General features: G+C 62.0%; 23 protein-coding genes. 8 read left to right on the top strand and 15 right to left on the bottom strand.

The window, feature by feature from the left end:
- The first annotated feature begins 128 nt into the window (after positions 1-128).
- The gene (locus E4M07_RS14085; RefSeq protein WP_136658977.1) at positions 129-560 is read left to right on the top strand and encodes a DUF4345 domain-containing protein; all 432 of its coding nucleotides are present in this window, start codon (positions 129-131) and stop codon (positions 558-560) included.
- A 13-nt stretch (positions 561-573) separates the two neighbouring features.
- Here E4M07_RS14085 and E4M07_RS14080 read toward each other — a convergent pair whose 3' ends face one another.
- Together E4M07_RS14080 and E4M07_RS14075 are read right to left on the bottom strand one after the other, a co-directional pair.
- Positions 574-888 (bottom strand): multidrug efflux SMR transporter, encoded by a 315-nt coding sequence (locus E4M07_RS14080; protein WP_136658976.1) that lies wholly within the window; start codon positions 886-888, stop codon positions 574-576.
- A 116-nt stretch (positions 889-1,004) separates the two neighbouring features.
- Complete coding sequence (locus tag E4M07_RS14075) at positions 1,005-1,652, bottom strand: glutathione S-transferase family protein (RefSeq protein ID WP_136658975.1); 648 nt, start codon at positions 1,650-1,652, stop codon at positions 1,005-1,007.
- Positions 1,653-1,711: 59 nt separating this feature from the next.
- Between E4M07_RS14075 and pth2 the strand changes: the two genes are divergently transcribed.
- On the top strand, positions 1,712-2,050 hold the full coding sequence (pth2, locus tag E4M07_RS14070; RefSeq protein ID WP_136658974.1) for an aminoacyl-tRNA hydrolase: 339 nt from the start codon (positions 1,712-1,714) through the stop codon (positions 2,048-2,050).
- 3 nt (positions 2,051-2,053) lie between these two features.
- Here the strand turns inward: pth2 and E4M07_RS14065 are convergent, their stop codons facing one another.
- A complete protein-coding gene (locus tag E4M07_RS14065; RefSeq protein ID WP_136658973.1) occupies positions 2,054-3,157 on the bottom strand; it encodes an agmatine deiminase family protein in 1,104 nt (367 codons plus the stop codon).
- Between the two features lie 121 nt (positions 3,158-3,278).
- Here E4M07_RS14065 and E4M07_RS14060 point away from each other — a divergent pair, with 121 nt between their 5' ends.
- Positions 3,279-4,232 (top strand): MBL fold metallo-hydrolase, encoded by a 954-nt coding sequence (locus tag E4M07_RS14060; RefSeq protein ID WP_136658972.1) that lies wholly within the window; start codon positions 3,279-3,281, stop codon positions 4,230-4,232.
- Between the two features lie 57 nt (positions 4,233-4,289).
- Here the strand turns inward: E4M07_RS14060 and E4M07_RS14055 are convergent, their stop codons facing one another.
- Positions 4,290-5,081: a PIG-L family deacetylase gene (locus tag E4M07_RS14055; protein WP_136658971.1), complete on the bottom strand. Its 792-nt coding sequence runs from the start codon at positions 5,079-5,081 to the stop codon at positions 4,290-4,292.
- A gap of 23 nt (positions 5,082-5,104) precedes the next feature.
- Positions 5,105-6,169 carry a GNAT family N-acetyltransferase gene (locus E4M07_RS14050; protein ID WP_169054217.1) on the bottom strand — a complete coding sequence of 355 codons (1,065 nt, stop codon included), beginning with the start codon at positions 6,167-6,169 and terminating at the stop codon, positions 5,105-5,107.
- 219 nt (positions 6,170-6,388) lie between these two features.
- On the opposite strand from E4M07_RS14050, the gene E4M07_RS14045 reads away from it, so the two are divergent.
- Both E4M07_RS14045 and E4M07_RS14040 read left to right on the top strand, forming a co-directional pair.
- Complete coding sequence (locus tag E4M07_RS14045; protein ID WP_136658969.1) at positions 6,389-7,321, top strand: pirin family protein; 933 nt, start codon at positions 6,389-6,391, stop codon at positions 7,319-7,321.
- A 271-nt stretch (positions 7,322-7,592) separates the two neighbouring features.
- Complete coding sequence (locus E4M07_RS14040; protein ID WP_136658968.1) at positions 7,593-8,555, top strand: LysR family transcriptional regulator; 963 nt, start codon at positions 7,593-7,595, stop codon at positions 8,553-8,555.
- Between the two features lie 285 nt (positions 8,556-8,840).
- Here E4M07_RS14040 and E4M07_RS14035 read toward each other — a convergent pair whose 3' ends face one another.
- Positions 8,841-9,404 (bottom strand): MarR family transcriptional regulator, encoded by a 564-nt coding sequence (locus E4M07_RS14035; RefSeq protein WP_136658967.1) that lies wholly within the window; start codon positions 9,402-9,404, stop codon positions 8,841-8,843.
- A 29-nt stretch (positions 9,405-9,433) separates the two neighbouring features.
- Here E4M07_RS14035 and E4M07_RS14030 point away from each other — a divergent pair, with 29 nt between their 5' ends.
- Positions 9,434-10,702 carry a flavin-dependent oxidoreductase gene (locus tag E4M07_RS14030; RefSeq protein ID WP_136658966.1) on the top strand — a complete coding sequence of 423 codons (1,269 nt, stop codon included), beginning with the start codon at positions 9,434-9,436 and terminating at the stop codon, positions 10,700-10,702.
- 17 nt (positions 10,703-10,719) lie between these two features.
- Here E4M07_RS14030 and E4M07_RS14025 read toward each other — a convergent pair whose 3' ends face one another.
- Both E4M07_RS14025 and E4M07_RS14020 read right to left on the bottom strand, forming a co-directional pair.
- Complete coding sequence (locus tag E4M07_RS14025) at positions 10,720-12,234, bottom strand: malonyl-CoA synthase (RefSeq protein ID WP_136658965.1); 1,515 nt, start codon at positions 12,232-12,234, stop codon at positions 10,720-10,722.
- Positions 12,227-13,567, bottom strand: a complete 1,341-nt coding sequence (locus tag E4M07_RS14020; protein WP_136658964.1) for a malonyl-CoA decarboxylase — start codon at positions 13,565-13,567, stop codon at positions 12,227-12,229. Before E4M07_RS14020 ends, E4M07_RS14025 begins: the two co-directional genes overlap by 8 nt.
- 197 nt (positions 13,568-13,764) lie before the next feature.
- Between E4M07_RS14020 and E4M07_RS14015 the strand changes: the two genes are divergently transcribed.
- On the top strand, positions 13,765-14,433 hold the full coding sequence (locus tag E4M07_RS14015) for a GntR family transcriptional regulator (RefSeq protein WP_136658963.1): 669 nt from the start codon (positions 13,765-13,767) through the stop codon (positions 14,431-14,433).
- A gap of 6 nt (positions 14,434-14,439) precedes the next feature.
- On the opposite strand, the gene E4M07_RS14010 is transcribed toward E4M07_RS14015, so the two are convergent.
- The 7 genes from E4M07_RS14010 to E4M07_RS13980 all read right to left on the bottom strand — a co-directional run bounded on the left by E4M07_RS14010 (position 14,440) and on the right by E4M07_RS13980 (position 22,348).
- The gene (locus E4M07_RS14010) at positions 14,440-15,504 is read right to left on the bottom strand and encodes an ABC transporter ATP-binding protein (RefSeq protein ID WP_136658962.1); all 1,065 of its coding nucleotides are present in this window, start codon (positions 15,502-15,504) and stop codon (positions 14,440-14,442) included.
- A 13-nt stretch (positions 15,505-15,517) separates the two neighbouring features.
- Positions 15,518-16,801, bottom strand: a complete 1,284-nt coding sequence (locus tag E4M07_RS14005; RefSeq protein ID WP_136658961.1) for a trehalase family glycosidase — start codon at positions 16,799-16,801, stop codon at positions 15,518-15,520.
- A gap of 3 nt (positions 16,802-16,804) precedes the next feature.
- Positions 16,805-18,037 (bottom strand): carbohydrate ABC transporter permease, encoded by a 1,233-nt coding sequence (locus tag E4M07_RS14000; RefSeq protein ID WP_136658960.1) that lies wholly within the window; start codon positions 18,035-18,037, stop codon positions 16,805-16,807.
- Positions 18,034-19,317, bottom strand: coding sequence for a sugar ABC transporter permease (locus E4M07_RS13995; protein WP_206057255.1), 1,284 nt, complete (start codon positions 19,315-19,317; stop codon positions 18,034-18,036). Before E4M07_RS13995 ends, E4M07_RS14000 begins: the two co-directional genes overlap by 4 nt.
- Positions 19,318-19,376: 59 nt before the next feature.
- Entirely contained in the window at positions 19,377-20,720 is a 1,344-nt protein-coding gene (locus E4M07_RS13990) for an extracellular solute-binding protein (RefSeq protein ID WP_136658959.1), read from the bottom strand.
- Between the two features lie 31 nt (positions 20,721-20,751).
- Positions 20,752-21,819 carry a substrate-binding domain-containing protein gene (locus E4M07_RS13985; protein ID WP_206057254.1) on the bottom strand — a complete coding sequence of 356 codons (1,068 nt, stop codon included), beginning with the start codon at positions 21,817-21,819 and terminating at the stop codon, positions 20,752-20,754.
- An 82-nt stretch (positions 21,820-21,901) separates the two neighbouring features.
- A complete protein-coding gene (locus E4M07_RS13980; protein WP_136658957.1) occupies positions 21,902-22,348 on the bottom strand; it encodes a DUF4396 domain-containing protein in 447 nt (148 codons plus the stop codon).
- Between the two features lie 76 nt (positions 22,349-22,424).
- On the opposite strand from E4M07_RS13980, the gene cueR reads away from it, so the two are divergent.
- Positions 22,425-22,841 (top strand): Cu(I)-responsive transcriptional regulator, encoded by a 417-nt coding sequence (gene cueR, locus E4M07_RS13975; protein ID WP_136659206.1) that lies wholly within the window; start codon positions 22,425-22,427, stop codon positions 22,839-22,841.
- Positions 22,842-22,868: the final 27 nt, after the last annotated feature.

Raw genomic sequence — 22,868 nt, 5'->3', positions numbered from 1 at the left:
ATGCGGGACAGGCTATTGCGGCTCATTCCGTGTCGCCCTGCCGGTGGTGACGTTGAATACCGCACGTTGAGCTTGTGCGTGTCCCGGAAATTCAGTAACGAATCGACAGAGCGTAAAAGCGAGGTCGCATGGTCTCCCTGAAAAACCCCATTCTGCCGTTGCGCATTTTGCTGGCGATTGTTGGCGTCGTGATCATATTCCTGGGTTTCAATGTCGGTTTCGGCGGCATCAAGACGCTCGGCTGGCAGGGTCCGACAGATTTCGTCGAAGTGGTCGATACCTCTGCCTTCCGAACCCAGGACAGCCATTTCCGTTTCCTCGGCGGTGTCTGGCTCGGGATCGGATTTGTCTTTCTTGCCGGCGCCTTTGCGTTGCAGCGACTGCGAAATGTGCTGATTGTGCTATGCGGCGTTATATTTGTGGGCGGCATTGCCCGTCTCAGCGGCCTTGATTTCAGAACGCTGTTCAGTCTCTCGGTTCTTCCATCGCTAGTAGCCGAGCTGTTTCTGTTCCCACTGCTCGGCTACTGGATCTCGAGATCGGGCAAAGTCCACAACTAAACGGCAAATCGGCTCAGCTCGTGAGTTTAAGCCCGGCGATGCCCATCACGATCAGGCCGATGCAGCCGAGGCGTATGGCGGTTGCCGGTTCGCTGAAAAGCAGGATGCCGACAATTACCGTGCCCATGGTGCCGATTCCGGTCCACATGGCGTAGGCGGTTCCGAGCGGCAGTGTGCGCAGCGACAATCCGAGAAGTGCAAGACTGGCGATTATCGCGCAGATCGTCAGAGCGGTGGGAACGGGCAGCCGAAAGCCGTCCGTATATTTGAGGCCGACGGCCCATCCGATTTCGAGCAGTCCGGCAAGAAAGAGAAAAATCCACGCCATACCTAATCTCCATAATGGCGATAAGGTCGTCCTCATCAGAATTTCCGTTGAACTGCGTGGCCGTCCGCGCAATCACCACATGGCTATGCGGGGATGCCGTTTCAAGGGCGCGGCCGTTAAAATGCCATTTTCCCGGATAGTTCGTCGAACGGCACCATGACATGCTCGCGAAACCCGTCGCGCTGTTGAAGCCGCTCGTACCAGGCCGAAATGCCGGGGATATCCGGCCGCTTTATGTCGAGATTGAAGTAGCGGTAGAGGTGCACGCCCACCGTGATGTCGGCCAGTGTCAGGTCGTCGCCAAGGAGATTGCCGTCGTCGCCCACCATTTCGTCCAGTAATGTAAAATGCTGCGCGCATTGCTCGACGCTGCGGTGGATGAACCTCCAGTCTCTCTGTTCTTCGGGCGTTCTGTAGAATCCCCAGAAAACGCCGCCGATGAAGTCCTTCTGCAGGACCGTTTCGGACCACTCCATCCACTGATCGACCTGCGCGCGTTCGGCGGGATCATCGCTCCAGAACCGCCCTTCTCCGTGCATCGCCGCAAGGTAGCGCAGGATCGCGTGCGATTCCCAGACAACCCGGTCGCCGTCCTTGAGGACCGGCACCTTGCCGTGCGGATTCATCATGCGGAATTCCGGCGTGTCGAGCCCGCCGAAGTCCCCGCCGAGTTCGATGTGGCGATGCGGCACGTCAAGTTCGGCCAGTAGCCAGGCCACCTTCTGCACGTTGATTGAACTGCGTCGGCCAAGAACGGTCAGCATCGGCGTCTTCCCCTGTCCGGCGGTTGCCAGATGATCGGTCGAATGGTCACTATAGCCTCATGAAACAGGTCATCGTCGTCAATAGCGCACTCGATCTGCCGCCCGGCAAGCTTGCCGCGCAGGTCGCCCACGCTTCGGTGTCCGCATATCTCGAGGCGGATCCCGAAATCCAGCAGGACTGGATCGGAGACGGCATGCCGAAGATCGTGCTGTCAGCACCATCGCCGGAAGCCCTGCAGGAGATTTTCGCGCTGGCCGAGGGCCGCGGCATCGCGGCGAGCCTCGTCCGGGATGCGGGAAAGACCGTGATCCCCGCCGGCACGATCACGGCACTTGGCCTTGGCCCCGACGAAGCGCACGACATCGACCGGCTGACCGGCGCCCTGCCGCTTGTCTAATCTCTAAACCAGCGGCTGCTGTTGCGTGGCGCAATGAATGCCGCCGCCCATTTCCCCGACCGGGTCTACGTTGAGCGAAACGATCTCGCGCCCGGGATAGAGCTCCTTCAGCAGACGCTCGGCCTCGCTGTCCGTTTCGCTGTCGCCGAATTCGGCGGCAATAACCGCACCGTTGCAGACATAGTAGTTGACATAGGACGCAACGAACTCGTCGTCCTCGACGCGTATGCCGACGGGCTCGGGAACAACCGCCACTTCCAGCGGCTGTCCAGACATGTCCGTCGCCGCCCGCAAAATGTCATACGTCTCGAAGGCCGCGGCCGACCAGGGATCTTCGGGATCGACCGCCTGCGGTAACTGTATCAGCACCTTTCCGGGCGCGGTGAAGCGCGCCAGTGAATCGATGTGGTAGTCGGTTATGTCGGCACCGGCGATCCCCGGCGCCCAGATCATCTTGTCGGCGCCAAGCGCGCCCAGGAGCCGCCGCTCGATTTCATGCTTCGGCAAATCGTTGCGGTTGGGATTGACCCAGCTGCTCTCGTGCGCAAGGAGGGTTCCCTCGCCGTCCGTTTCGACACCCCCTCCTTCGCCGACAACGCCGGAATCGATCACGCGCAGGCCGAGCCGCTCCGCAACTCTTTGCGCGACCAGGCCGTCATTGGCGTGCACCTGCTTGTTTCCCCAGCCGTTGAAATTGAGCTGGCTGATCGCCAGATCTCCGGAACCATCCGTGACGAATACCGGGCCGCTGTCCCGGCACCACAGGTCCTCCGTGGGGATCGGCCAGATTTCGACGGTCCCGGCCAGCAGCCGGCGGGCCGCTTCCTCGCTCGCTTGCGGCATCAGCATGACAACGGGTTCGAACTCGGCGACCGTGTTGGCGATGTCGGCGATTGTCTCCTGGAGGATCCGCAGGAATTGGCGGTCCGGATGAACCGTGCGGCTGGCAGGCCACTGCATGAAGGTGCGCAGGTGTGGCAGGCTTTCTTCGGGCATATAAAACGAGGCCCGCTCTGTTGAATCGCCATCCGCACCGCCGCCCGACGCAAAGGCCGCCGGTGCGAATGTCACCGCCGCGGTCGAACCCAGGAATTCGCGTCTCGTCATCACAAATTGTCTCCGTTGCAGCACACAGTGTCCCGGCCCTTGCCTGAAGCAACCGTCGCGCTAACTGCCAGTCTGATGCTTCACCTGCCCAATGCAATAGCCTCAACTGAAAGGGAACACCATGACTGAAGTCACAATCACGCGGCGTTCGGCCCTTCTCGGCGCATCCGCATTGCCGCTGGCCGCCGGTCTGGCGGGTGCCGCACCGGCGCTTGCCGCCGCGCCGATGCAATCCGGAGGAGGAACGCCGTTCGCGCGGTTCAAGGTCGGCGGCTTTGAAGTGAACACGCTTCAAGACGCATCAATCACGCGGGACAACCCGCAGGGCATTTTCGGCATGAATGTATCGGCCGAGGAATTCGGCACGGTCTCGGCGGAGAACTTCATACCCGCCGACAAGACGCGGTTCTTCTTCACACCGACTGTCATCAACACCGGGAACGAACTCGTCCTGTTCGACACGGGTCTTGGCGCCGGCGGCGGCGGGAATACCGTCGGGGCATTGGCGAGCGCGGGCTACACACCGGACCAGATCGACGTTGTCGTGATCACCCACATGCACCCCGACCATATTGGCGGACTGATGGGCGAGAACGGCCCGACATTTCCCAATGCCCGCTATGTGACCGGTGAGGCGGAATACAACTTCTGGACCACCGAAGGCGCTGAAGGCGGCGCCGGACCGCTTGTCGCCAAGAACGTCAAGCCGCTTGCCGAGAAAACGACCTTTGTGAAGGACGGCGACAACGTCGTCACCGGCATCACAGCGATGGAAGCATTCGGCCACACACCCGGCCACATGGTGTACATGATCGAAAGCGACGGCGGCCAACTGTTGCTGACGGCAGACCTTGCCAATCATTATGTCTGGTCGCTCGCCTATCCTGACTGGGAGGTGCTTTTCGATATGAACAAGGAAGGCGCGGCGGCCCAGCGGCGCAAGGTGCTCGGCATGCTGGCCTCGGACAAGATTCCCTTCGTCGGCTATCACATGCCGTTCCCGGCTCTCGGCTATGTGGAAACACGCGGAGACGGGTTCCGCTACGTTCCGGCCTCCTACCAGTTGCAGCTCTGAACCGGAGCATCGACAAGAGATTCCGGGCACGCAGTCGCGTGCCCGTTTTCTTTTGGGTCAGGCTGCAAATTTGAACAGGTTCAAAGGCAGCAGGCCCGGCTCAAGGCCGCCGCCGCTCTGCTGCCGCGGCGCGCGGCAGTAGAGTTCGAACGGAAACCAGCGCCAGTTGTCCGCCCAGGTCCAGCAGCCGTGCTTGCGGTACACGTCGGCGACCGTGTCGGCATAGGTCCCGTCGACCGGGAACTGGATGTAATCCCTGTTGTCATCCTGCGTATAGGTCATCGCCAGCGGCAACGAGCGATCGGTGCAATAGTTGGTCATCCACTGGGTAAAGCCGATCTCGCCGCGAAGCCTGTCGACGGCCCGGAAGACCTGAATGTGGTCCTCGTGACCGTATTCGCCCCACGGATTGTGGGTGAAGACATTCATTTCTGGCATCAGCAGCGGTTTCAATGCCGTGTAGACGCGCTCGAAATTTTGCTTGTAGTGCGCATTGATGCCGCCCCGCGGAGCACGGCTCTTTCCCAGGAGACGCTTGACGGACTGCTTCAGGTCCCGCTTTGTCGCCTCGAAACCGAGTTCTATGCCGTATTCGCTCAGTTTCGGGTCGTTCCAGTCGGCGCAGCTGTGGGTCGCCGCCTCGGCGATGCGCAATGACGTGACACCCGCGCGTGGATAGTCGTCGAGCACCGCCGCGCGCGCATTGCCGACCTCGGGATTCGGCCAAAAGTCCTCGTAGACCATGATCACGCGGTCGACTTTTTTTAAGATGGCGCCGAACCACAGCAGTTCATCGTCCGGATGGGCGGCAATGATCACTGAATTGGAAAGCAGGTCGTCTGTGGCCATCAATCTCCCCCGAAACGGTGAAATCAGGAATTGTGCCGCCAGGTCAGCGCCCGCCGCGCGAGGGCGCCAAGAAGGCTACCCGTTTTGACAAACGCGAACATGGCGGTGGGAGCGGTGCCGAACTTCATCTTGAAATCCTCATCGCCGATGGTGAAATCGAAGCAGGCCCCGTCCCTGCCCGACCAGTCTTCCATGATGCCGTCATAGAGCTGCAGGCCTGGCGAAAACTGTCCGAAACGCTCGTAGTCGCAGCCGATCAGAAGATAGTAGAAACGCCCGGCGTTGGTCAGGCCGAAGACAATGCCGGCCGTGTCGCCATCCACCGCTAGCCGCCAGGTGCTCGCCATGCCTTCGCGCGCGCCAACCTCGGCGACCTCGCTGTAGAATGCGCGCGCGAAATCCTGGTGGATGACGTCGCCTTCAAATCGGCCGGACCGCAACTGCGCCAGATCAACAATCGCTTGCCGGATGTCAGCAGCGTCACCGACCTGTTCAAGCACGACCGCATGCTCGCGCCTCAGTTTTCGCGATTTGCGGTCAATCATCTTCCGCAGCGATCCGTTCAGCGTTTCCTTTCGCCAATCGGCGAACGGCCGTGCCAGCGTGACGGCGTGCGCGGAAAAGCCGAGCGGCTCCGGATCGCAGCCGAAAAGCAGGCTGAACCGGCCGCAGTCCTCCTCGCGGACCGGCCGGGCGCGCAGCAGGTCGAAGTCCGGCAGTGCCGAGCGGAGCGATTGCTGCAGTTCTTCATCCTGCTCGAGATCCGCCCAGAAATCCGCTGTGGCCACCGCGCTGGCATAATCGCCGACACCGAGATCGGTCATCTCGAGCAGGCGAAAGCCACGCTTCATGCGCATGATCATCGGCACCACACACTGGAGCGACCCGTCATGGACACGGCGGACCGACAGCACGACGGGCTCGGCGGCACGCGCCGGCGCCAGGTGCCGGTAGAACGCGTCGAGCCAGACAGGATGCTGGAACGCATAGGCCGACGCGCGCTCGAACAGGTCCACATACCCGTCGCTTCGAAAGTCGAACGAGTCTTCCAGCTCCGTGCGATAATGTGTCTTGTCGATCGACAGCATGGCGTTCGCCGTCCGGTCCTGGCTTAGGGCGCGTGCACTGTCCGCAGGTCGCGGCAATGCGGCGCCATTATCCCGCGCAGAGGTTAAGGAAGCCTCACGTACCGGGGTTAAGGAAGCTCTCGGCCAGGCGCTGTCTGCGGGATCAATGAACAGTGCGTCACTTGCGGCCCGTGTTGAACGCGGGCCGATCGCACGCATATTCGGGCAAAGGAGAAAATCATGAGTTGGAACCCTGCGCTTGAGCCGAACTGCCCAGAGGCGGGCAATCTCGACAGCATCGAAACCGTGATCATTCCGCGGGCCCGCGATCTCGGCGGCTTTGAGGTGCGCCGCGCCCTGCCGGCGCCGCGGCGGCAGATGGTCGGACCTTTCATCTTTTTCGACCAGGCGGGGCCCGCTGAATTCGTCACCGGACAGGGCATCGACGTGCGCCCGCATCCGCATATCGGGCTGGGCACGGTCACCTATCTGTTTCGCGGCGAGTTTCATCATCGCGACTCGCTGGGGACCGACCAGATGATCCATCCGGGCGAGGTCAACTGGATGATTGCCGGCAACGGCATCACCCATTCCGAGCGTACGAGTGCGGAGACGCGGCGGGCGCCGAGCAGCCTGTTCGGCATCCAGACATGGGTTGCGCTGCCGGAGTCCCATGAGGAAACGGACGCGGCCTTCGAGCACCACGGCAAGGACGCGCTGCCCGTGCTGCAGGGCGAAGGCAAGGAGGTCCGCCTCGTGCTCGGCAATGCGTGGGGCGAGCGGGCACCCGTTTCGACCTTCACCAACATGTTCTACGCGGACGCCGTGCTGGAGGCCGGCGCGCTGCTGCCGTTGCCGGACGATCACGAGGACCGCGGCATCTATGTCGTCGACGGTTCCGTCGAGATCGCCGGCGACAGCTTCGAAAGCGGTCGCATGATGGTGTTTCGTCCCGGCGATGCCATCACCGTGAAGGCGGGATCCGGCGGCGCACGCATCATGCTGCTCGGCGGCGACACACTGTCAGGGCCGCGCTACATCTGGTGGAACTTCGTCGCCTCGTCGCGCGACAAGATCGACGCCGCCAAGGAAGCCTGGGCGGAAGGCGACTGGGAGCACGGGCGCTTCCAGCTCCCGCCGGGCGACACAGACGAGTTCATTCCGCTGCCCTGAACGGGTCCGTGGCGGCCCGCCGGGCCAAAATAAAAACCGGACGCCAAGGAGGCGTCCGGTTGCCCGAATTGTGCAAGAGGCGCACACCTGCACAATTTCTTGCGGGCAAAAATCAGATCATGAATGACCGGCACGCTTCAACGACCCGGCCAAGGCTTTTCCGACGCTTTGGGCGCCGATGACAGCGATATCCATTGCGGCTGATTTTCCTGTTCCCCGTACCGCGACCATGATAGAGCACGATTGAATGTGAAAAAATCAAATTCGCCTCATGAGTGATATTGATCAAACTAAACTCAGGAAGATCGACCTGACGCTGCTGCTGGTGTTCCTCGGTCTGATGCGCCACCGAAAGGCGGTGTCCGTCGCGGGCGAACTGGGACTAACGCAGTCCTCCATCAGCCATTCGCTCCGGCGACTGCGGGAGATATTCGCCGACCCGCTTTTTCTTCGCCGCGCACACGGACTGGAGCCGACAGCGGTTGCCAATGCGCTCGAGCCGAATGTCCGGCACGTTGTCGAGACCCTCAACAACACCCTGGCGGCGCCGGACACATTCGAGCCGAACAACAGCACACGGGTGATTCGCATTGCCGGAAGAGACAACATCCTGTCGCGGCTCGTTCCGCCGCTGGTCGCGCGGCTGGGCATATCGGCGCCGCGCATGCGTCTTTCCAGTCTTGAACTCGGGCGCGATGCAGCCATGCGCGCGGTGTCCGACGGCGATATCGATTTCGCCATCGGCTACTACTGGGATTACGGAAAGGACCTTTTGTCCGACACGCTTTACACCGAGGAGTACCGGGTCATTGCGCGCAAGGGACATCCGCTCTTCTGCGGCGACCTGACGGTTGAATCCTATGCCGGCGCGCGGCACATCCTCGTGTCTGAAGTCGGCGACATGACGGGCATTGTCGACATGACGCTTGAAAAAATCGGAATGTCGAGACGCGTCGTGGCCTCGGTGCCGTTGTTCTTCCCGGCGCTGGCGACGGTGGCGCAAAGCGATCTGATCGGAACGCTGCCGAAGAGCCTCGTCGAAGAATTCGCACCGCTTTTCGGCCTTGCCTGGCGGGCGCCGCCGATCGAGATTCGGACGTTCACCATTCAGGCGCTGCGGCATCGCCGCGACGAAAAGAATCCGTTCCACACCTGGCTTCTCGGTGTTCTCATGCAGTGCGCAAGAATTGACCGGACGCCCCTGTTGGAGCGCCCGGTCGCCCCACCGGCATGATCAGGGCGGTGATCACGCCGGCTCTCCTACACGGCACAGCCAGCGCACATCGCGCCCCCGGCGGCGCGGCACGCCGTGAATCGATTTCCAGGAGTGAGGGAGGATGTCCGGCGTCTTGCAGGCGTTGATTGCCTGCCGTCTGGGTCCGCCCGCCGGACATAACTTGAAAGCGTTTCGCTCAACAATGGTCCCACCCCTGTTGGATCGGGAAATAGTTGGCATAGCCTTCATGAACCGCAGCTGAACGGGTTTGCCGGCAAAATGTCTGACGTTTGGGACCGGCGACTAGTCTTCGATCCCGGAAAGGCGCTTTAACGACGCAATGAGCTCCGCGCGCTGCCTGTCGGTCAGCGACCGGGCAAAGCGGTCCTCGCAGTCGGCGATCTTCGGGCGGAGGTCCGCAAACCATTTTTCACCCCGTTGCGACAGCCGGTAACGCGTCACGCGCCTGTCGGTTTCCGACGCGCGGCCGACGACCGTTCCCGCAGCCAGCAGCGGCTTCATGGTCGTTGTCACGACCGAGGCAGCCGTTCCCATCGCAGTGCAGATGCGCGAATGGGCGATGCCGGGATTCTTCGAAATCAGTTCGAGGATCATGAATTGAAGCGGCGTCACGCCATCGTCTTCAAAAACCTCCGAAAAAACGGCCTGCCCCCGGTTGAATGCGTGGCGGAGCAAATGTCCGAGCAAGTCGTGCAGAATCCCGGAGTCGACGGCGCCCGATTGCTCGCTCGACCGGGGTTCAACTGTTGCAGCATTGTCAGAAGGCATCACGGCCTCTTTGTTTATGTCATAAACGGATATTGACAATTGTTTACCACATAAACTAATCTTGACGCAATACAGCAACAGGGAAACGGACCAGATCCGTCTATCGCATGACCGTACTGATCGCCGGTGCCGGAATCGCCGGCCTGTCTCTGGCGCTGACCTGCCAACAGATTGGCGTGCCGTTCAAGATCTTCGAAGCCGTTCCCGCGCTGAAGCCGCTCGGTGTCGGCATCAATCTGCAGCCCAATGCCGTGCGCGAGCTGTTCGATCTGGGCCTGGAGGCGGATCTTGAGGACATCGCCGTTGCGACGCAGGAATACGGCTTCTTCACCAAGCACGGGCTCAGGATCTGGACCGAACCGCGCGGCAAGTGGGCAGGTTACAACTGGCCGCAATATTCGATCCACCGCGGCGCCCTGCAAATGCTCCTCTATGACAAGCTGATGCAGCGCGCCGGCCCGCAATGCCTGGAAACGGGGTGGCGCGCTGTCGGCTTTGAAAACAGCGCCGAAGGGCCCCTCCTCCATCTCGTCGATTCCGGCGACGGCACAAGGCGCACCGAACGAGGCTCATTGATCGTCGGCGCCGACGGCATCCACTCGGCCCTGCGTGCGCAGCTGGAGCCAAACGAGGGCGAGCCGATTTGGGGCGGCGCGGTGCTGTGGCGCGCGACATCGCAGGCGAAACCATTTCGCACCGGCGCATCCATGGCGCTCATCGGCCATGCGACCCAGCGCCTCGTCGCCTACCCGATCTCGAAGCCGGATCCCGAAACCGGCCTTGTGACCATGAACTGGATCGCCGAACTCACTTATGACCCGGATGCCGGCTGGAACAAGGAGGACTGGAACCGAGAAGCCGATATCGGCGACTTCTACCCGGCCTTCAAGGACTGGGCCTTCGACTGGATCGACATTCCGGCACTGATCAAAAGCGCCGAGAAGGTGTTCGAATACCCGATGGTGGACCGCGACCCCATCGCGCGCTGGACCGAGGGTGCGGTCACGCTGATGGGCGACGCGGCGCATGCCACCTATCCCGTCGGCTCCAACGGCGCCAGCCAGGCGATCGTCGATGCGCGCAAGCTCGGACGCGCCATGCTCGATCACGGCGTGACATCGAGCGCACTGGAAGCCTACGAGGCCGAGGTGCTTCCGGCGACGCGCAACATCGTGCTGACGAACCGCGGCAGCGGCCCGGATGCGGTCCTGCAGATGATCGAGGACCGCTGCGGCGGCACGTTCGACAGGATCGAGGACGTGGCAAGCCACGAAGAGCTGGCTGCCCATGCGGAGAAATACAAGAAGATCGCCGGTTTCAGCATCGAGGCGCTCAACGCCCTGCCCCGGACCATTCCCGAAGGCGCGCGGGCCTGATTCCGGTCGGGTGACGGTCAGCCGGCAAGCAAATCGCCGAAGCGGTCACGCAGCACGTTCTTTTGCACCTTGCCCATCGTGTTGCGCGGCAATTCGTCGACAACCACCAGCTTCTTGGGCTGCTTGAAGCGGGCGATCTGCCCGCCAATCGCCGCCATCAGCGCCTCGGCGTCCGGTTCGCGGCCGGGTTCGGGCACGATGACGCCGACGACACCCTCGCCGAAGTCGGGATGCGGCACGCCGATGACGGCCGATTCCAACACCCCGTCCTGCTCGTCGAGCAGCAATTCGATTTCCTTCGGATAGATGTTGTAGCCGCCGGAGATGATCAGGTCCTTCTGCCGGCCGACGATATGGACATAGCCGTCCGCGTCGATCCTGCCGAGATCGCCAGTGATGAAGAAGCCGTCGTCGCGGAACTCCTCCTTCGTCTTCTCCGGCATCTGCCAGTATCCCGCAAAGACGTTGGGGCCGCGCACCTCGATCACGCCGATCTCGCCGTCGGCGAGCCTTTCACCGGTCGACGGTTCTGCGACGCGCAGCTCAACGCCGGGCAGCGGGAAGCCGACGGTGCCGGCCCGGCGCTCGCCGTCATAGGGATTGGACGTGTTCATGTTCGTCTCGGTCATGCCGTAGCGCTCGAGGATGCGGTGGCCGGTCCGTTCCTCGAACTGGATATGGGTTTCGGCGAGCAGCGGCGCGCTTCCTGACACGAAGAGACGCATGTGGCCGGTCAGTTCGCCGGTGAAACGCGGATCATCCAGAAGGCGCGTATAGAAGGTCGGAACGCCCATCATCGCCGTCGCTTTCGGCATGTTGCCGATCAGGTCGTCGATCTTGAAGGCCGGAAGGAAGATCACGGCGCATCCGGACAGCAGGCTCACATTCATGGCGACGAACAGCCCATGCGTGTGGAAGATCGGCAGCGCGTGCAGCAATACGTCGTCCTGGGAAAAGCGCCAGTAGTCGACAAGCGTTCGCGCGTTGGACAGGAGATTGTCCTGCGTCAGCATGGCGCCCTTGGAGCGCCCGGTCGTGCCGGAGGTGTACAAAAATGCCGCAAGGTCATCGCCGCTTCGCTCGGCGGTCTCGAAGTCGGCCGGCTTGTCGCGTGCCGCTTCCGGAAAACTGCCGGAGCCGTCCGCGTTGAGGGTCATCAGGGCCGTCTCGTTCTGCGCCGCAACCGGTGCCAGCGCATCCGCCGACGCCGCGTCGCACAGCAGCAGCCTCGCGCCCGAATTGCCGACGAAATAATCGATCTCTGCGGGCGTATAGGCGGTATTGAGCGGCAGGAACACCACGCCGCTGCGCACGCATGCCGCATAGACCGCAAGCGCCTCCGGCGACTTTGCCACCTGGACGGCCAGCCGGTCGCCGGCGACGAGGCCCGCATCGGCAATGACATGCGCGAACTGCGCTGCCTTGCGCAGGAAGGCCTCATAGGTCATGTGGCCGCCGTCCTTCAGATAGAGGAACGGACCGGTGTTTTGTGCATGCGGCGCGAAGAGCGCGTCGTAAAGCGGGTTAGCCATTGGCGGTTTTCCGTGTTTTCCTGTCGGGGAAGCCGGCGCGCAGGATCGACTGGATCGTGCGTGACTGGGCGACCGTCTGATTGGTGGCAAATTCTTCGTGGTTCTGTTCGACCTTCGACAGATCGTAAAGGTAGTTGACCATCACGCCGCTGGACTGGCGCAATCCGTTCGGCGAGATGTCGGCAAGCGCGTGCACATCGTGGACCAGCGCACCGTTGCCGAGATGAAAGCGCGCCACCGGATCGAGCGGCAGGCCGTTGGGCCGCTTCTGCTCGACAAGGTATTGCGTCGCAAGGTAACGCATTTCAGGCGCGAAATGGTCAAGCGAATCCGTATCGCCGCTCCTTTCCGCATGTTCGACCGCCGACAAAATCTCCGAAACCGCACCGTCGGGCCGCTCTTCCTTCAGTCCCTGCAACCAGCGATTGAGACCCGGCACCGGCGACAGTGTCACGAAGGTCTTCAGGTGCGGCAGGTCGCGCGACAGGTCTTCGACGACCTGCTTGATCAGCGAATTGCCGAAGGAAATGCCGCGCAGGCCGCGCTGACAGTTGGAAATGGAATAAAAAACCGCCGTATCGGCCTGAGATTCTGAAAGAATTTCACGTTCCTCAGCGAGCACCTCCTGCACCGATCCGGGAACGCCCTTGGCGAGCGCAACCTCAACGAAAATCAACGGCTCGTCCGGCATGACCGGGTGGAAGAAGGCGAAGCAGTGGCGGTCCTCCGGCTCGATCCGCCGCCGCAGATCGTGCCAGTCGTCGATGGCGTGCACCGCTTCATATTCGATGATCTTCTCAAGGATATTGGCGGGCGTGTCCCAGTCGATCCGTCGCAGCACGAGGAACCCCCTGTTGAACCAGGATGTGAAGAGATGAATGAAGTCGAGATCGGTGCGCCCGAACGCCGGGTTGTCCTTGAGGAAACCGAGCAGATCGAGCCGCATGGCGACAAGCTGCGCGGTGGCGCCGGGCACCTGGTTGATACGGCGCAATAGCTCCTGGCGTACCGGTTCCGCCGTGCCGATCAGCGCCTCGAGGTGCTCGGGCGTGCGCTCGGAACCGTAAAGACGGGCGCTCGCCTCCACCGCATCGGTGTCGACGTCGAGTTCCTCGGTGAGGAAGCGGAAGAACGCCTCTTTCTCCTGCGGGTCCATCGCGCCGTAGCGGGCAATGATGGTGCGCGCCAGCTTGAGGCCGGACACCTCGCCGGCTCCGGTCAGGAGCGAGCGGCAGACCTCCTCGATGGGACGCTTGTCCTCGGCTGCCGAGGCGGAATAGCGGCGTTCGAATATGGTCGACAGTATGTCGGATAAAAATCGGGACCGGTTCATCAATCAACTCCAGGGACCGGGGTCGGCTTCGCTGAGTATGCAGCGCTTGCGTGGAAAGGGCTCCGCATCAATCATATAGCGCACGATGCCCGGCCGCGGCGCCGACGACGCTAACGATTTTGCATTCCATGTCAAGATTTTTGTATACAAAACACGCAGTATTGAATTCTTAGTAGGTTGGCGTTTAAACTCCGCCCATGGATCAGCGCCGTGCAGACAAAATCCGCGAGACACTCGAGCAGCTCATCATCACCGGTGCGTTCGCCGATGGAGAACGGCTCGACGAAATCCGCCTGTCGGAGCGGTTTTCCGTTTCCCGCACCCCGCTGCGGGAGGCGTTTCAGATGCTCGCCGCATCGGGCCTGCTGGAGCTTGTTCCGCGCCGCGGCGCCTATGTGCGCCATCCGGGCATCATCGAGCTGGTCGAGATGTTCGAGGTGATGGCGGAGCTTGAAGGCATGTGCGGGCGGCTTGCCGCGCGACGCCTGACCAATGACGGCCTCGGCGCCATAAAACAGGCCGCCGAGGATTGCGAGACGGCGCTGGGCAGCGGCAATGCGGATGCCTACTACAGCGAGAATGAACGCTTCCACAATCTGCTCTACGAGGCCAGCGGCAACAGTTTTCTCGCCGCCGAGGCGCGCAAGCTGCAACGCCGCCTGCAGCCGTTCCGGCGCATGCAGTTGCGTGTACGGGGGCGCATGAAGCAGTCCATGGATGAGCACCGGACAATCGTTGCCGCTCTCGAGGCCGGCAATGCCGGGGCGGCCGAGCGTGCGCTGCGCGATCATATCGCCGTCCAGGGCGAAAAGTTCAACGATCTGATGGCGCAGTACAATCAGTCGAAACCGAAACGCGCCGTCTAGAGTAAATCAGGCCGTATTGACCGAGCGTCCCTCGCCGTTGAACAGGTGGATGTCGGCCTCGTTGAATTTCAACCCGACCGTTTCCCCGTGACGGATGATCCCGGCGCCGGTGCGCCGCACCACGATGGTGTCGAGGCCCGCGCAGTTCACATAAAGATAGGTATCCGCACCGAGATATTCGGCGACCTCGACGACGCCCGTGCAGTGGGCATCGTCGCCCTCGGCAAGGTCGATGTGCTCCGGCCGGATCCCCAGGCTGGCAGCCGAGCCGGCCACCTCACCCAGCCTGTGCGCGCCGCTGCCGTGGCCCGAGACCGTGAATGTGCTGCCGTCGGCGCTCGCCGGCATGATGTTCATCTTGGGGCTACCGATGAACTGGGCAACGAACAGGCTGTTCGGGTTCTCGTAGAGCTCGCGGGGCGTGCCGACCTGCATGATCAGCCCGTCCTTGAGCACGACAATACGGTCCGCCAGCGTCATCGCCTCCACCTGGTCGTGGGTCACATAGATCATTGTCGTCGAAAGGTTCTGGTGCAGCCTTGCGATCTCCAGCCGCATCTCCACACGCAGCGCCGCGTCGAGGTTGGAGAGCGGTTCGTCGAAGAGGAAGCCCTTCGGTTCGCGCACGATCGCCCGGCCGATCGCGACGCGCTGCCGCTGGCCGCCGGAGAGCGCCTTCGGCCTGCGGTCCAAAAGCGCATCGAGCTTGAGCACCCGCGCCGCCTCGTCCACCTTGCTGGCGATTTGTGCTCTGGCCTCGCCGGCCGTCTTCAAGCCAAAACCCATGTTCTCGCCGACCGTCATATGCGGGTAGAGTGCGTAGGACTGGAATACCATCGACAGCTTGCGGCCGGACGGCGGCTCGGCCGTCACGTCGACATCATCGAGCAGGATCTTGCCGCGGCTCGTTTCCTCAAGCCCCGAGATCATGCGCAGGAGGGTCGACTTGCCGCAGCCGGACGGGCCGACGAAGATAACGAACTCGCCGTCCGCTATATCGAGATCGACCCCCTTGATGACCTGGACTTCGCCAAACCATTTCTCAACATTTTCAAGCCGTATGGAGCCCATCCGTCCGATCCTCTCATGCCGCCTGGGAATTGGTTGAACCGCTGCCCCAGACAAGGTGCACCGCCGCGGTCCAGGTAAAATCCGCCCCGCCCAGGCCCTCGCCGGTCCGCGGGTCGAAATATTCATAGAAGCCGGCCGTTTCGATCAGCCGGCGGGTGTCGGCCTTTATGCGATCGGCCAGTTCGGTCTCGCCGGCGTTGTTCAGGCCGTCGACGATCAGGAAGTTGATGATCGCCCAGACCGGCCCGCGCCAGTAGCGCTTCGATTCGAAACGCGGATGCGTCGGATCGAAACTCGGAAAGCCGAACTCGACATCATCCAGTATGCGCCGCGCATGGGCGGCCATGGCATCGCGCTGCTCGTCGGACCCGGCGCCGGCGTAGAAGGCCAGCATGGACGCGCTGGTAATGCCGTCCGAGAATTCGCGGGTGCGCAGATCCCGGGCACAAAAGGCGTTCACGGCCGGATTCCACAGCAACTGGCAGCCGTCGCGCGCGCGTTCCAGCCAGTGCGCAATCTCGGACTGGGCGGAACGCTCACCGAGCAGTTCGGCGAGCCTCAAGAGATCGCGGTCGGCACGCATCAGGATGAATTGCACACCGGGATCGCCCATGTAGAACGGGCCGTTGCGTGCCATTTCGACGTGATCCCAGCCGCATTCGCGGCCGAACTTGATGATCGTCAGGTAGCGGTCATACTGTTCGGCGCTTGGTCTTTCGGCCGGATCGATGTGCTCCGTATCGCGGCGCTGATAGGGCCCGAGATCGTCCGGAACGACGATCCGGTCCATGCCGATATCCCAGTCCGGACAATTGTCGCGCCCCGATTCCCAGGGGTGGATGATGCCGACCAGGCCGGTGTCCTCCGGATCGCGCATTGCGTGGAACCAGCGGTGGAAAGCCAGCATCCTGTCAAACAACGCGCGCGCGCGCTCAATATCAGCTGTACCGCCGCTCTCCACCAGCCGCAGGACGATGCTGGCCGTCACCGGTGGCTGCGAGTGACCGGACGACGGCGGCTCGGTGTTCGACTGCCAGATGGCGGGCCCGGGAAAATAGTCCGGATCGTTCTGGCGGAAGACGATATGCGGCACCATGCCGTCGGGCCATTGCGCCTCGAACAGCGTCTCGATCTCGCGCCACGCGCGGTCCCGGTCGAACTCCGCGAAACCCAGCGCGGCAAAGGCCGAATCCCAGTTCCACTGGTAGGGATAAAGCCGTGCTGTCGGAACGGTGAAACCGCCCCTGTCGTTCGCTTTGAGGATGCCGATGGCTTCCTCGTCCAGACTTGATCGCATTTGCTATCCTTTGACGCTGCCGGCGGTCAGCCCCGAGACGAGGAACCGCTCGAACCACAGAAAGATGAAGAGCACGGGCACGGTGGCGACCACCGCTCCGGCCATGAGATGCTGGCGCGGCACCTCGGATGAGTTGAGTGACACGACACCGCGCGAGAGCGTGAAGATGTCGATATTGTCCAGGAACATGAAAGCGAACAGGAACTCGTTCCAGGCGATCATGAAGACGTAAAGCGCGACCGAGGCGAGCGCCGGAAGCGACAGCGGCAACGTGATCTTCAAGATCACGCCGACACGGGTAAGCCCGTCCATGAGCCCGGCCTCCTCCAGTTCGGCCGGAAGACCGCGGAAATAACCCTGCAGCATATAAAGCGCGACGGGAATCGTCGTCGCCGGATAGACGACCATCAGTCCGGTCAGCGTATTGCGCAGGCCGATCTGCGAGAAGACGGCGTAGAGCGGAATGACCAGCACGATCGCCGGCACCATGTAGATCAGCAGGATCGAGCGCGACAGGAAGGCTTGCCCCGGAAACCGCAGCCGCGAGACCGCATAGGCACCCGGTATCGAGAAGGCGAGCGTGATGATGACGGTGGCGACCGACACGATGGCCGAATTGATCAGGAACGTGCCGAAGCGGAACTGCGTGAACAGCTCGATATAGGAACGGAACAGCGACTCGGCGCCCTGACTGAGGTCGATGGAGAAGTCCAGCGGATTGGCCAGCAGCGACTGCTGGCTCTTCAGGCTGGTCATCACCATGACATAAAACGGCAGGGCGACGATCACGGTGAAGACGACGAAGCCCAGGCCTTTCATCATGCGGATGAACATGAGTTCGAGCTGATAGCGCGGCAGGGATCCGCCCGAAAGGTCGCCGATGACCAGCCTGTTGGAAATCCAGATCAGGACGATCAGGATGGCAATGGCGACAAGCTGGTAAAGCGGCACCTGCGACAGCGGCAGCCCGAGCGGCGCGCCGAGAGTCAGGCCGCCGAGCAGCACAATGATGGCGGCGATGCTGGCGATCTGGATGCCGGGCGTCCTTTGCGACGGCATGGTGGCCGCCAGCACCGCCGCGCTCGCCACACCGGCAAGCAGGGCGATGCCGACCGGCGGTCGGGTGATCGCGCCCGAAACCAGCATGAAGATAACGGAGATGACAATCATCCAGCAGGCACCCCAGATGCCTCCAGAGACAACGGCCGCGATGAATCCGATGCCCGGGCGTGTCATGCCTCATCCTTTGGTGAAAACGTGAAGAACAGAAGTGAGAAGGTCAAAAGGACGATGAAGACAACGACCGCGACAGCCGCACCGGCACCGAGGTTGGATACGGCGAACGCCTGCTCGTAGACGTCGACGGTCAGCGTGCGCGTTCCGGCAGCGCCGCCCGTCAGCAGGAAGATGTCGTCGAACTTGTTGAAGGTCCAGATGAACCTCAGCAGGAACAGCACCGCCAGGATTCCGGCGAGTTGCGGGAGCGACAGGTACCAGAACTGTTGCAGCGGTGTCGCGCCGTCGATCTCGGCCGCCTCGTACATTTCCGAAGAAATCGACTGCATGCGCGCCAGGATGAAAAGGAACGACAGCGGGAAATAGCGCCAGGCCTCGAAGGCGATCACGGTGCTCAGCGCCACTGGGAAATCGAACTGCAGGCCGAACAGATTGATTGTCACCGCCCGCTCGCCGAAGAAATTGACCGGGGAATCGATAAAGCCGATCTGTTGGAGGATCGAGTTCAGCGTTCCCGAGAACGGATCCAGGAGCACGACCCATGTAAAGGCGACCGCGATGACCGGTGCCACATAGGGGAACAGGAAAAGCCCGCGCAGGAATCCGCGCCCGGCAAAGGTGGTGTTCAGAAGCTGGGCGGCGAAGAGGCCCAGAACCAGAGCGCCGGCGGTTCCGAAGATCGTGTAGTACATCGACACGCGCAGCACATGCCAGAACTCGGACGATGAAAAGACCCTGCGGAAATTCTCCAGGGAAAACTCGAAATTGGTCAGCACGTTGTCCGCCGTTCCGGTGATCACCGGCCTGCTGTCACGCGGATTGAGCGCGTTTTCCAAATAGCTCGGCTCGACCGTCGCCTCGATGCGGATGCGGTCGCGGAAACCGCCCTCGATGTCGCCGAGTTCGCAGGTCAGAAACTGTCCAGATACGGTGCAGCGCTCGTCCAGTGCCGTCGGCGTGAGCCCTTCGGGCAGCGTGTCCGTAAAACCGGCTCCCGCGATCGTGTCGTCCCGCGATGAGTTGCGGATCCGATATTCGATGGCGACGGCATCGCCGGCATTTTCGGCATCGCCGCGCAGGCGCTCGTTGGTGATCAGCGACGCAGGCCGCAGGTCGCCGAGTTGAACGGGCTTGAACGAGATCCAGAAATTGGCGAGCAGCGGCCCCATGACGATCGCCAGAACGATCGCGAAGGTGGGAAGAAGCATCACATAGGCGAGCTTCATCTCACGCTTCGCCATCGGGCCGATCCCCTTGGGAGGTGTGGGTTCAGCAGTCATCTTTTCTCAGCCGGTCAGGATTGTCCGACCGCGCCGCACGGGCAGCGCGGTCCTTTGCCTTAATTCACCTTGGCGAGCTCTTCATTGAGCTTTTCAACGGCCGTGGGCGTATCGATCTCGCCGTCGATATGCTCGCGAACGATGCGGTTGATCGCCTGGCTGTTGATGATCTTGGAGGCAAGCGCGAGCTGGCCCTCCTTGACGCCCCAGCGGTTGCCGCTCTCGAGGCCGGCCACGATCCGGTCGATTGTTTCGGCCGGATAGAGGTCTGACAGCGGTGCCTTGCGGTCAACGCCGACCGGCAGTTTCGACCATGCCTCCACGAACTTGGTGGGCTCGTCCATTGTTCCCTTGCGGACGGGGAACTTGCCCTCCGGCGCGATCGACAGCGTGCTGGTGTAGCCGTCGTCCATCGAGAACTTGACGAACTCCGCCGCCACGTCCGTGTTGGCGTCGGCCGTTACGCCGAAATACCGAACGTCTGCCCAGGCTGCGCCATCCGGGTTGGAGGGCCCGGAAAAGGCAGTGACCACATCGGTCTTGGCGGCAAGCTCGCGCGAGGTCGGATCGTCGTTGATCGTCGGCGGCGCGGAATCGCGCAGGCCCGCCAGTTCATCGAGGATGAAGGGCGACCAGATGATCATCGCCGCGTCGCCCGCGAAATAGAGTTCGCGCGACTGTTTCCAGAACAGTTCGCCGGGCGGCGAAGCTTTGGCAATCGCCTTGTAGAAATCGAGCACCTCGCCCGTCGCCTTCGGATCGAGCGGCTTGAAGCCGTCCGAATCGACCGGCGACACGCCATTGGCGAGGAACACGTGCTCGAGCACCTGGCTCATGAAGTTCTCGTCGATCTTGGTTGCCGCGACGAAGCCGTACATTTCCGGCGGATTGTGCAGCTTGTCGAGCGCCGCCTTGATGGATTCGAACGAGTCCGGCGCGCCGAGACCGGCTTCATCGAAAAGATCCTTGCGGTAGACGACCATCTGTGTCCAGCCGTCGACGGGAACCGCCGCCGTCAAGCCGTCGGACTGCGCCATGGCGATGGCGCCCGGTGCGAATGTGTCGACACCCAGCTCTTGAACGATCTCGTCGTTCGTCTCGATGTCGAGGATGCCGGCTTCCGCCCAGGGCAGCACGTATTGCAGCGTGTGATAGATGACGTCCGGGAGGTCGTTTGCCGCGAAAGCCGCGGTCGCGCGCGTTCCAAGTTCAGACTCGGATACCGGGATGACCTCGACCTCGTGGCCCGTCTTGGCCTTGAACTCGGCCGCCATTTCCTGCTGCTTGGCGAGCCGTTCCGGCTGTTCCTCTGTGGTCCAGAAGCGGATCGTGTCGGCCTGGGCCAGTGTCACCATTGACGCGGACAGCAATAGTCCGGCGGCCAGTTTGCTTAGTGGTCTCATTTTTTCCTCCCGTTATATTTTTCCTGGATAGTCAGCTTTGTTCCGCCATTGGCGGTCCGTCGGTCTCGCGCCGCTCAAGGGTGGCGCTCCAGAGCTCTTGTTGCTGTTTCGGGTCCGCGCCGTCGATGACGGCCAGCAGCATGTCGCCGATCTTCCGGCCGGCTGTCTGCAGCGGCTGCGCCATGGTTGTCAGCGGCGGATCGGTGTGTTCGCCAAGGGGCAGGCCGTCATAGCCGATGACCGAGACTTCCCTGCCCGGGCGCCAGCCACGCTCGCGGATCGCCTTCATGGCGCCGAGCGCCACGCTGTCCGAAACGCAGACCACGGCGGTCGGCGGCTTTTGCAGCGACAGCAGGTAGCGCATGGCGCGATACCCGCCATTCTCGCTCATGTCGGATTTCGCCTCGAGCTCCGGATAAAGATCCAGCCCGTGGTCGAGCAGACCCCTGCGATACCCGGCGTGACGACTGGCGGCGAAATTGTACTCCAGCGGTCCGCGGATGTGGCTGATGCGCCGGTGACCGAGCTGGCACAGATGGGCGACGGCCTCGCGAAATGCGGAGTAGTTGTCGATATCGAACCAGGCGTGCTCATCCGAGTTGGCCGTCCGCCCGTGGGTGACGAAGGGGATGCCGATCTCGCGCATTCGGTCGACGCGCGGGTCGTGGGTCAACGTCCGCGAAATGACGAGGCCGTTGACGCGTCCCGACTGTGCCATGCGCGAAATGATCGCCAGTTCATCCTGGGCGGATCGCGAGACGGCCAGCGTCAGATCCCAGTGCCGATCGGAAAGCGACTCGCTCAAGCCGTCCAGCAACTCGCCCAAGAAGGGTTCGGAGAGATGGCCGAGCTGCCAGGACATGACGTAGCCGACGCATTCGGCATTGCCGATCGCCAGCCTTCGGGCGCTGGAATTCGGGCGGTAGCCCATTTCCTGCGCCGCGGCACGCACACGCTCCCGGGTTTTCTCCGAGATGTCTGTGTAGTTGTTGAGCGCTCGCGAAACGGTGCCCTCAGTGAGGCCCAGTTTTTCCGAAAGCGCTTTCAGGCTGACCTTGGACATGGCGAAATAATATTCCGAAAGCGCTTTCGGAATCAAGCGAATTTCTACAAAAAAGTGACAGGCGCCGAAGGCGCCTGATGTAAAACACTATTCCATAATGCTGATTTTATTCTATTTTTTAATGGCATGCCTTGCCGAGCGCCTTGGGGCGCCAGTAGTTGTAAGGCAGCGGTGCAAGAAAGCCCGCCAGCCACATGATCGGCAATATCCACAGGGTCAGCTTGGCGCCGCCCATAATGGCGATATCGACGGCGTTCATCGCCGCTTCCATGGCGATCATGGAGATCAGCGACATGCCGCAGGCGGTCTTGAATGCGAGTGCAAGGTTCATCTGCCGCGACAGGATCACCGTCTCCAGCGCGATCGAGGTCAGCAGCCCGTTGGCAATCGCCAGCGTCATGATGGCAAGGGTCGGCCAGGGAATGCCGGTGAGCTGGAAAAACAGGATCGTGCCCATGTCGCCGATCGAGCAGCCGGCAAGGCACCACAACGTGTTGACCGAGGCACGCTTCCAGGTGTGATTGCAGCGCCAGCTGATGGCTGAAACGGTGTCGACGAGACTCATTCGCGAATTCCTTTGACCTGAGTTGGCCGATCTGTAAATCCTTCCAGCTACTGGAAGGTCAAGGAGGAATTTGATGCTGACGATCGGTGATGTCGCGCGGGCCTCGGGCCTGCCGACCAAGACGGTGCGATATTACGCGGATATCGGCCTCGTCAAACCGGACGCAAGGTCGCAGTCGGGCTACCGGCTCTACAGCGACATCGAGCTGCGAAAGCTGATTTTCGTGCGGCGCGCCCGCGCCTTCGGATTTTCCGTCGAAGCATGCCGCGAACTGCTCGATCTTTACCAGGACCGGGACCGGCCGAGCCGGGATGTCAAGAAACTGGCCATGCAGCGCATCGCCGAAATTGAACGCAAGATGCGCGAACTCGAGCTGCTGCACCGGGAACTGTCACACCTTGCAGAATCGTGTCACGGCGACGACCGGCCGGACTGCCCGATCCTTTCCAGCTTCGCCGAGGACGGGGCCGTGCCGGAGATTTCGGAAAAATAGCCGCCGGCCCGCTTGACCATCTCCTTT

The organism is Nitratireductor sp. XY-223 (assembly GCF_004959855.1).
Taxonomy (GTDB): Bacteria; Pseudomonadota; Alphaproteobacteria; order Rhizobiales; family Rhizobiaceae; genus Hoeflea_A.
This window is presented reverse-complemented; position numbering and strand designations above follow the sequence as displayed.

What these genes read in the sequence shown, in the direction of transcription:
- E4M07_RS13980 (WP_136658957.1), bottom strand. Translation starts at nt 22,348, where the DNA reads ATGAGTCTCGTCGACACCGTTTCAGCCATCAGCTGGCGCTGCAATCAC.
- pth2 (WP_136658974.1), top strand. Translation starts at nt 1,712, where the DNA reads ATGAAACAGGTCATCGTCGTCAATAGCGCACTCGATCTGCCGCCCGGC.
- E4M07_RS14005 (WP_136658961.1), bottom strand. Translation starts at nt 16,801, where the DNA reads ATGCGATCAAGTCTGGACGAGGAAGCCATCGGCATCCTCAAAGCGAAC.
- E4M07_RS14010 (WP_136658962.1), bottom strand. Translation starts at nt 15,504, where the DNA reads ATGGGCTCCATACGGCTTGAAAATGTTGAGAAATGGTTTGGCGAAGTC.
- E4M07_RS14085 (WP_136658977.1), top strand. Translation starts at nt 129, where the DNA reads ATGGTCTCCCTGAAAAACCCCATTCTGCCGTTGCGCATTTTGCTGGCG.
- E4M07_RS14055 (WP_136658971.1), bottom strand. Translation starts at nt 5,081, where the DNA reads ATGGCCACAGACGACCTGCTTTCCAATTCAGTGATCATTGCCGCCCAT.
- E4M07_RS14040 (WP_136658968.1), top strand. Translation starts at nt 7,593, where the DNA reads ATGAGTGATATTGATCAAACTAAACTCAGGAAGATCGACCTGACGCTG.
- E4M07_RS13990 (WP_136658959.1), bottom strand. Translation starts at nt 20,720, where the DNA reads ATGAGACCACTAAGCAAACTGGCCGCCGGACTATTGCTGTCCGCGTCA.
- E4M07_RS14050 (WP_169054217.1), bottom strand. Translation starts at nt 6,169, where the DNA reads ATGCTGTCGATCGACAAGACACATTATCGCACGGAGCTGGAAGACTCG.
- E4M07_RS14075 (WP_136658975.1), bottom strand. Translation starts at nt 1,652, where the DNA reads ATGCTGACCGTTCTTGGCCGACGCAGTTCAATCAACGTGCAGAAGGTG.
- E4M07_RS14065 (WP_136658973.1), bottom strand. Translation starts at nt 3,157, where the DNA reads ATGACGAGACGCGAATTCCTGGGTTCGACCGCGGCGGTGACATTCGCA.
- E4M07_RS14080 (WP_136658976.1), bottom strand. Translation starts at nt 888, where the DNA reads ATGGCGTGGATTTTTCTCTTTCTTGCCGGACTGCTCGAAATCGGATGG.
- E4M07_RS14030 (WP_136658966.1), top strand. Translation starts at nt 9,434, where the DNA reads ATGACCGTACTGATCGCCGGTGCCGGAATCGCCGGCCTGTCTCTGGCG.
- E4M07_RS14060 (WP_136658972.1), top strand. Translation starts at nt 3,279, where the DNA reads ATGACTGAAGTCACAATCACGCGGCGTTCGGCCCTTCTCGGCGCATCC.
- E4M07_RS13995 (WP_206057255.1), bottom strand. Translation starts at nt 19,317, where the DNA reads ATGACTGCTGAACCCACACCTCCCAAGGGGATCGGCCCGATGGCGAAG.
- E4M07_RS14025 (WP_136658965.1), bottom strand. Translation starts at nt 12,234, where the DNA reads ATGGCTAACCCGCTTTACGACGCGCTCTTCGCGCCGCATGCACAAAAC.
- E4M07_RS14000 (WP_136658960.1), bottom strand. Translation starts at nt 18,037, where the DNA reads ATGACACGCCCGGGCATCGGATTCATCGCGGCCGTTGTCTCTGGAGGC.
- E4M07_RS14020 (WP_136658964.1), bottom strand. Translation starts at nt 13,567, where the DNA reads ATGAACCGGTCCCGATTTTTATCCGACATACTGTCGACCATATTCGAA.
- E4M07_RS14015 (WP_136658963.1), top strand. Translation starts at nt 13,765, where the DNA reads ATGGATCAGCGCCGTGCAGACAAAATCCGCGAGACACTCGAGCAGCTC.
- E4M07_RS14045 (WP_136658969.1), top strand. Translation starts at nt 6,389, where the DNA reads ATGAGTTGGAACCCTGCGCTTGAGCCGAACTGCCCAGAGGCGGGCAAT.